The sequence below is a fragment of the Nonomuraea sp. NPDC005692 genome (genome assembly GCF_040631115.1).
In the GTDB taxonomy this organism is placed as follows: Bacteria; Actinomycetota; Actinomycetes; order Streptosporangiales; family Streptosporangiaceae; genus Nonomuraea.
The window spans coordinates 103,736-109,849 of sequence record NZ_JBEXYU010000035.1 but is presented as its reverse complement, the minus strand read 5'-3'; the positions used below and the strand labels follow the sequence as shown (position 1 = coordinate 109,849).

Below are 6,114 nucleotides of genomic sequence, written 5' to 3'. Positions count from 1 at the left end.
AGATTTGGACGGGGTTATGCATGTGTTTCATGCACTGGCTTTTAACACACTGTTGAGTTCTCAAGAAACGGACGCGTACTTCCTCACCAGAACCCGTTCCCGGATCCTCGTTCAGAGGCGTTCATTTCGTCTTGCGTTCTTTCGTTGTGTCTTAATTCTTTCAGCCGTTCAAGTCTCTGTCAAATTGACCGGACTTGCTCGACCTGCTGGAATTAAGTCGCGCCCCGCTTCCGGGACAACCCCTCTAACTTACTCCCAAGTCTGACTCTTGTCGAATCGACCTTCCGTTGGACGCGGACGTCCGCCGGAGTGGCAGTGTCTGGAGGTGGCCCCCGAGTGAGGTCGGCGATCAACGCCTTCCTCGTGGGACTGGTGAACTCTATGTACGGTCCCCAGAACCGTCAAATCGGCGGGCCGCCACACGTCGGCAAGGCATGGTGGGTAGGTATTCCGGCGTGCGAGATCAATCCGTGCCGAGAGCACTCATCCTCCTGGTGGGCATCGCCGGCGCGGTGATCGCCCTGTTCGGGCTGCGCGAGGTGAATTCCATCGTCGGGCCCGTCGTCCTGGCGCTCGTGCTGGTCATCGCCGTGGCGCCGGTGCGTAACTGGCTGACGGCGCGGCGGGCGCCCATCTGGGTGCAGGTGGCCGTGCCGTTCCTGATCGTGGTGCTGGTGCTGCTCGGCATGGTGGGGATCCTGACGATCTCCGTCACCCAGCTCGCCTCGTTGCTGCCGACGTACGCTAAACAGTTCGAGGAGCTGCTGGCGGCGTCGCAACACTGGGCCAGCACCCACGGTCTGGGCAACGACGTGCTGGCCAAGGCGGTGCAGGCGTTCGACCCCGGCCGGATGCTGGGGCTGGCGCAGAGCCTGCTCGGGAGCCTGATCGGCGTGTTGTCGAGCCTGTTCCTGATCGTGGTGCTGTTGCTGGCGATGTGCCTCGACGCGCCGGTGACGGCGCGGATCCTCACCACCGGCGAGGGCAACCGGCCGCAGCTGGTGACGGCGTTGGCGACGTTCGCGCACAAGACGCGGCGGTATCTCATCGTCTCGACCGTCTTCGGACTGATCGACGCGGTTCTCGACGTCATCGTGCTGTCGTTGCTGGACGTGCCGTTGCCGCTGTTGTGGGGGGTGCTGGCGTTGATCGCCAACTACATCCCGAACATCGGGTTCGTCATCGGGCTGCTGCCGCCCGCCCTGCTGGCGCTCCTGCACGGCGGCGTCAAGACGATGGTGCTGGTCGTCGTGGCCTACATCGTCATCAACGTGGTCACGCAGTCGTTCATCATGCCGAAGTTCCTGGGGGACGCGGTGGGGCTCTCGACCACGATGACGTTCCTGTCGCTGATCGTGTGGACGTTCATGCTGGGGCCGCTCGGCGCGATCCTGGCGATCCCGCTCAGCCTGCTGGCGCGGGCGGTGCTGATCGACAGCGACCCGAGCGCGAAGTGGGCGCAGGCGCTGGTGTCAGGGAAGATGCCGGACGGGTGAGAGCAGGCGGCCCAGCGGGACGCCGCTCAGCCGCTTCACGTCGTGGGACAGGTGGGCCTGGTCGGCGTAGCCGGCGCGGACCGCCGCCTCCGCCGGTGGGACGCCCGCGCGGGTCAAGGTGAGCGCGCGCTGGAAGCGGACGATGCGCTGGAGGGTCTTGGGCGAGTAGCCGAAGGAGGCGACGCTGCGGCGGTGGAGCTGGCGTTCGCTGAGGCCGATGGCCCAGGCGACGTCGCGCACGCTGCGGCCCATGCGCAGCGCCCCGGCGATGGCGGGCGCGGCCCGGTCGGGGGCGGGGGTCTCACGCAGGCGGGTCAGGACGGCGGCGCGCATGGCCGCGAGCCGCGCCGCCATGTCGGGCGCGGGCGTCGCGTCGGACAGCAGGCGGGACGGGACGGCGAGGGCGGGCAGGGCGGCGAGCGGGACCCGGCGGTCGCGCAGCTCGTGGATCGGGACGCCGAAGACGGCGCCCGCCGCGCCGGGCTTGAACCGGATGCCGACGTAGGCGTCGCCCGGCGCCATCGGGGTCGGCACCGGGCCGGTGTCGGGGCCGGCCACGAAGAGGCCGCCGGGGCCCCAGATGAGGTCGACGCAGGCGTCGGGCACCACGAGCTGCGTGGTGTCGCCCTCGCTGACCTGGTGCCACACGCAGGCGACACGGCCGGCGAGAGCGTCGCCCGGGGGCCGTTCCGCGTACATGCCTCCAACGTACGCGACCCCGCCGACAGAATCCGTTCAGGCGGGCAGGCGGCCGTACGCGCGCAGGGTCTTCAGGTGCGCCACGGTCAGGTAGCCCGCCCATTCGTGCGCGACCAGCGGGGTCCAGGCGTTCCAGTTCGGCTGCCAGCCGCCTTCCGGGGACTGGGCGGCGGCCATGGCGTCCAGGTGGGTGTCGAGGGTGGCGGCGTCGAAGAGGGGCAGGGCCGACGGCGCGGGCGCGAAGTCGAGGGGGTGGTGGACCGCGCCTTCGGTGTGCGGGTCGAAGGTGACCGTGGCCAGGACGGCTTCGCGCAGCCGGGCGAACTCGGCCTGCGCGCGCTCCCGGTCGGGGACGTGTTCGAGGAACACGAGCAGGGCGCGGGCCTCGTACGGAGTGGTGTGCGTGAGCCCGGCGATGCGCGACCAGCAGAAGTCGGTGGCGGGCCCGAGCCAGGGGTGGGTGACGCCGTGCTTGTGCAGCAGCGCGGCGAGCACGGCGGTGGGGTTGAGGTCGCCGGGCGGGTCGTCGGGGGTCTGCCACCAGGGTGCGCGCGGCGTGTCGCGGACGGACGGCAGCACGAACGGCACCCCGCCCCCGGCGGCCGTGATGTCCGTCAGGTAGTCGCAGGCGGCGGCGACCATCGGCGAGTCGAAGGCGTCGAGCTCGTCGAGGATCCAGAAGGCGACCTCGACCGGTTGCGGCTGGCTGGCGGCGCCGCGCAGGTCGGGCTCCAGGGCGTTGCCGAAGCCGCCGTCGGCGTTCTGGTAGCAGCGCAGGGCGTCGAGCACGCGGGCGCGGGAGCCGTCCGCGAACAGGGCCTCGAACCTCAGTCTGTCGATGAGCCTGCCGTGGAGTCGCAGGAACTGTGCTGCTCGGTCGAGTGTGTCCATGTCCGCGCTTCCGTCGAGAGGGTCGTGTCCGGCGACGCTACCGTGGAGGGCGCGGACGGCTCTTGTCGGAATCGGACGCGTCCGGGTCACTTCATGAAGAAGACCGGGCCGCGCGGCCGGAAGGGCAGCGGCGCGCCCTGGGGCACCAGGAAGGCGTGCTCGCGGCGGATGCGGAGCACGTCGCACTGCCCGTCGGTGATCAGCAGGATGGGGCCGTCGGGCGGGAAGTCGTCGGCGCGTTCGAGCAGCTTGACGCCGGGCTGGAGGATCGTGCCGCCGCGGCCGCGCACCCTGACCCGGCCGGCGATCTCCTCGACCGGCAGGTAGCCGGCGTCGTAGGCCGTGGCGTCGCAGAAGACGACCCTGGCCCGGGGCACGTCGCGGGCGGCGGCGTAGGAGGCGATGGCGCCGAGGGCCTTGCCGAGCAGCTTGACGTCCATGGAGCCGGAGGTGTCGAGGACGACGCCGAACGTCTTCCTGCGTACGACCTCCTCTGGCCGCACCCGGCCGGGGCGCGGGATGCCGGGGCTGGCGGCCTGGCGGCGGGAGGCGCGGGCGTAGGAGCGGCGCGACTCCTCGGGCTGGAAGTGCTCGTCGAACCAGCGGGCGAGCTGGGCGTCCCAGGGCAGGGGCGGCTGTTCGAGCGCGCGGATCTCCTGTTCGAGCCCGGCGGGCAGCAGGCCGCGTCCGCTGGACTGGTGGTAGGCCAGGCCGGTGCACAGGGCGTTGCGGTAGTAGTCGTCGAGGTCGACGTAGCCGCCGCGGGCCTGGCGGGCCGGGCGGTCGAGCACGTCGCCCATGCCCCGGCCGCGCAGGGTGGCCAGCTTGCGCATGCGCCGCAGGTCGCCGGCGATCTGGTCGTAGACGGCCTCGGCGGACATCGTGCCGAGCGACTGGTCGAACAGCAGCCCTTCGGGCATCTCGCCGACGCCCATCTCGACCAGCCAGCCGTTGATCACGTAGTCGCAGGCGACGTTCCACAGGTACGGGTCGCGCATGCCGGCCCGTTCGCCGTGCCGCAGGGCGGCGTGCAGCATCTCGTGGGCGAGCACGAAACGCCATTCGGGCTCGGTGTGCGTGGCCAGCGGGTTGACGTAGATCTCGGCCGCCTCGGCGCTGACGGCGGCGATCGAGATGTCCCAGGCTCTGGCCAGCTCGGCATCGGAGACGATCTTCATGCCCGCGGCCAGCGCGCCGAGCAGCGGGTACGACGACATGAACCAGCGCAGCGCGCCGTCCCAGGGGCCCTTGACGTGGCCTTCGACGGGGGTGCGCGGCGCGCCGGCCCGGTCGAGCGCGGACGTGGCGGACCAGGCGACGCCAATCGCGAAGCCGCGCTGGAAGTCGAAGTGCTCGGCGTCCTCCTCGGTGCCGATGTGGAAGTCGGCCGGGCCGAGCGGCTGGAACCGGGGCGGGACGCCGACCCTGCGCCACCGTTCGGAGAGCGTCACCTCGTCCTCCTCGGGCAGCTCGTCGGGCAGCGGCGCGGGGCAGTGTCCGATCTTGACGGTGCGCAGGAAACGTTCGACCGCCACGCAGCAGGCGGCGTGGTAGGCGGGGTCGGGCAGGTCGCCGTCGACGTCCTTGGGGGCGCAGACGCGCGGGTCGGCGTGGCCGAAGCCCAGGTGGAGCAGCAGGTGGGCGAAGACCCATGCCCACTCCGCGGCGGGGGCGCGGCGCTTGGGGTGGAAGCTGACGTCGCCGTCCTCGCTGACGACGGCCCACGTCTCGGGCGGCAGCCGGCCGTCGGCGGCCTCCAGCAGGGTGCCGTGCAGGCCGGCGAACAGCGGGTGGCGGTTGACGGCGGCCCAGCCGTTCATGACCTCGGCCCGCCAGGGGTCGGCCTTGGGCTTGCGGCGGCTCACGCGCGGGCCGCCATGAGCCGGGGCACGTCTCTGCCGATCTCGACGAGGAACCAGGTGGGCAGCGCGGGCGCGCCGTCGGCGTCGTTGGCGATGACGAGCTGGGCGCATTCGAGGGAGATCTCGGCCAGCTCGACGAGCAGTGTCTTGGCGCGGAAGCCGAGGTCGCGGCCGCGGGCCGAGGCGCCGCGCTTGTCGGCGGGCAGCTCCTTGATCAGGCGGGCGCGGAAGGTCTCGGCCAGGAAGTAGAGCAGGTCGCGCTCCTCGGGGCGGCGCGGCCAGGGCGCCTCGCCCTTGAGCACGGCGTCGAGGTCGTAGGCGTGCCGGACGGTCCTGACGTAGGCGCGGAAGGCGGAGGCGTGGGCGGTGGAGAGGGTGCCGAAGGCGAGCATCGCGAGGGTCTCGTCGCCGACGTCGTCGCCGTAGGAGGTGAGCACGTCGGAGAGCATGTGCCAGGCGCGCGGCGAGGAGAACGGCTCCTCGGTCTTGGGCGGCGGGCTCCACAGGTGGTCGGGACGCTGGACGAGGTAGTCGACGATCCAGGGGTGGATGCCGGAGGCCGCCGCCCACTTCAGCCAGTCGTCGGCCGAGGCGCGCAGGTGCACGTGGACCAGGCGGTTGATCAGGGCCGAGGCCATCGGGCGGGCCAGCGCGTTGTCGGTGGCCCGGTTGCCGGCGCCGATCACGACCGAGCCGGCGGGCAGCTCGTACGTGCCGATGCGGCGGTCGAGGATCAGCGAGTAGAACGCCTTCTGCACCTCGGGCGCGGAGGCGTTGAGCTCGTCGAGGAACAGGCAGTAGGGCTCGTCGCGGGCGATGGACTCCGGCGGCGCGAACCGGCTGCGCCCGCCGACCAGCTCGGGCACGCCGATCAGGTCCTCGGGGGCGAGCTGGGTGCCGAGCAGGGTCACGCAGTCGAGACCGAGCGAGCCGGCGAACTCGCGTACCAGCGAGCTCTTGCCGATGCCGGGCGCGCCCCACAGGAAGACCGGGCGGACCACGGCGACGTGCAGCAGCACCTCCGGAAGCTGCGCCGGGGTGACGGTGACCGTTGCCTGCATGCGTCCAAGGGTGACGAACCGGGCGTGCCCGCGCATCACATTAATCGTTTGCCCTGGTGACGCCGTCCGGCCTACTGTCGGCGGCATGTGTTCCATGTTCTGCAC

At 71.3% G+C, this 6,114-nt stretch carries 5 protein-coding genes; 1 reads left to right on the top strand and 4 read right to left on the bottom strand.

Features of this window, described 5'->3' with window-relative positions; genetic code table 11:
• The first annotated feature begins 470 nt into the window (after positions 1-470).
• Entirely contained in the window at positions 471-1,496 is a 1,026-nt protein-coding gene (locus ABZ459_RS44035) for an AI-2E family transporter (protein ID WP_357984373.1), read from the top strand.
• Here the strand turns inward: ABZ459_RS44035 and ABZ459_RS44030 are convergent.
• The 4 genes from ABZ459_RS44030 to ABZ459_RS44015 form a co-directional block, all read right to left on the bottom strand.
• Positions 1,473-2,195: a helix-turn-helix transcriptional regulator gene (locus ABZ459_RS44030; protein ID WP_357984370.1), complete on the bottom strand. Its 723-nt coding sequence runs from the start codon at positions 2,193-2,195 to the stop codon at positions 1,473-1,475. The two genes, ABZ459_RS44035 and ABZ459_RS44030, sit on opposite strands and share 24 nt — an antisense overlap.
• Before the next feature lie 36 nt (positions 2,196-2,231).
• Entirely contained in the window at positions 2,232-3,086 is an 855-nt protein-coding gene (locus ABZ459_RS44025; RefSeq protein ID WP_357984367.1) for a hypothetical protein, read from the bottom strand.
• An 86-nt stretch (positions 3,087-3,172) separates the two neighbouring features.
• Entirely contained in the window at positions 3,173-4,951 is a 1,779-nt protein-coding gene (locus ABZ459_RS44020) for a hypothetical protein (protein ID WP_357984364.1), read from the bottom strand.
• Complete coding sequence (locus ABZ459_RS44015; RefSeq protein ID WP_357984361.1) at positions 4,948-6,009, bottom strand: MoxR family ATPase; 1,062 nt, start codon at positions 6,007-6,009, stop codon at positions 4,948-4,950. Before ABZ459_RS44015 ends, ABZ459_RS44020 begins: the two co-directional genes overlap by 4 nt.
• Between the last annotated feature and the right edge of the window lie 105 nt (positions 6,010-6,114).

What these genes read in the sequence shown, in the direction of transcription:
- ABZ459_RS44030 (WP_357984370.1), bottom strand. Translation starts at nt 2,195, where the DNA reads ATGTACGCGGAACGGCCCCCGGGCGACGCTCTCGCCGGCCGTGTCGCC.
- ABZ459_RS44025 (WP_357984367.1), bottom strand. Translation starts at nt 3,086, where the DNA reads ATGGACACACTCGACCGAGCAGCACAGTTCCTGCGACTCCACGGCAGG.
- ABZ459_RS44015 (WP_357984361.1), bottom strand. Translation starts at nt 6,009, where the DNA reads ATGCAGGCAACGGTCACCGTCACCCCGGCGCAGCTTCCGGAGGTGCTG.